The following is a 1,594-nucleotide window of genomic DNA, read 5'->3' as shown; positions in this document are numbered from 1 at the left end:
GGTTCTATAATATATTTTGGGGGGACAGCAAAAGCCACCCCCCAAGGTATATTTTTTTATGCATAAAAATAGGCATATCATTCAGTTTGCTTTACAATATAAGTAGCTAACAAAAAAGAAAGGACTGAAGCATATGCCTACATTAGATTATACCGAACTTTTTACAAATATCAAAACAAAATTTATTCATGACATCGTATTGGATGAAGAAAGGAAAACTGTCACCTTTTATATCAAGTTACCTAGAAAACCTCATATCTGCCCTAAGTGTGGATCTGTACACACAGAAGTAAAAGGATATTATACACGTACCATCAAGTTAGGTACAGATGTAATTCCATCGTTTACTAAGATCCAAAAGATTGGAAAGTATAACCAACGCAGGTACCGTTGCAATTCCTGTGGTAAAACTTTCAATGAAAACAACCGTTTCATAGACAAGCATTTGCAAATGAGTAAAGCTGTCATCGCTAGGATGGTATACCAGTTACAAGGAACTCACAGCTATACGGATATTGCCAACGAGGTCAACGTGTCAGTTACCACTGTTATTCGAACGTTCAATAAGACATTTAACTTCGGAATACCAGAGTATTTACCAGCAACTCTAGCTATTGATGAATTTAGAGGCAATGCGGGTGGTCATAAGTTCCAGGTCATCATCACAGATCCAAAAGCCAGAAGAGTACTAGATATTCTGCCTGAAAGAAGTGAGGTAGCTTTATATAACTACTTTACACAGTTTAGTGAGCAAAAGCGATCGAATGTGCGGTATTTAGTCATGGATATGTCGGAGTTTTTCCGCTCTAAGATGAGAAGACTCTTCCCTAAAGCTACCATTATTGCCGATCGTTTCCATCTAGTACGCCTAGTAGGTTGGGGTTTCGAGAATGTACGAAAACGCGAGCAGAAGCGTTTAAAGAACTCTGGGCCTTATATTAAACGGTCTCGCAAACTATGTCGTAAAGCATTCCGTACACTTTCTGAGGGAGAACGCATTCGATTATTTGAAGTCCTACGAAACTCTGATGATTTAAAAAAAGCTTACGCATTGAAGCACTACTTTGAACATTTATTTGCGGCATAAGGTAGAACCGCTATTGAGAGAACATTATCTAACTTCCTATCTCTTGTGAAAGTAGCCAATCTTAGCGAATTTAACAACCTTCTACTGTCGTTTACAAGTTGGCGTGACGAAGTAGTTAACGCTTTCCTATTACCCTACTCTAACGGCTTTACAGAAGGCTGTAATAACAAGACCAAGGTGCTGAAACGGACTAGCTATGGCGTCCGCCATTTCGGTCGATTTAGAGCTAGATTACTTATGATTTTACCTAGTATCTACAACAAACCTGATGCTTCTGTACCGATGGCTGCCTAGATGATTTATATTTGATCTTATTTATATTGTGCAAAACTTATTCCACAAAAAAAGAAACATAAGTGGAGCTACTTTGTTATACCTAAAATTAGTTACATCGCATGTATCTCACTTATGTTTCTCATTATTCTATTATATTTACATTTTTATACAGTTCTTATATGAAAGAAACTGAATAGATTAATTGCTGTCCCCAAAACTTGACAAAGAGCC

Annotated in this window: 1 pseudogene; it reads left to right on the top strand. The window is 37.3% G+C overall.

The window, feature by feature from the left end:
- The first annotated feature begins 133 nt into the window (after nucleotides 1-133).
- Nucleotides 134-1,381 (top strand): annotated as a pseudogene (locus tag EO125_RS09685) (ISL3 family transposase).
- The last annotated feature ends 213 nt before the right edge of the window (nucleotides 1,382-1,594 follow it).

The organism is Veillonella sp. VA139, from assembly GCF_003992005.1.
In the GTDB taxonomy this organism is placed as follows: domain Bacteria; phylum Bacillota; class Negativicutes; order Veillonellales; family Veillonellaceae; genus F0422.
This window is presented reverse-complemented; position numbering and strand designations above follow the sequence as displayed.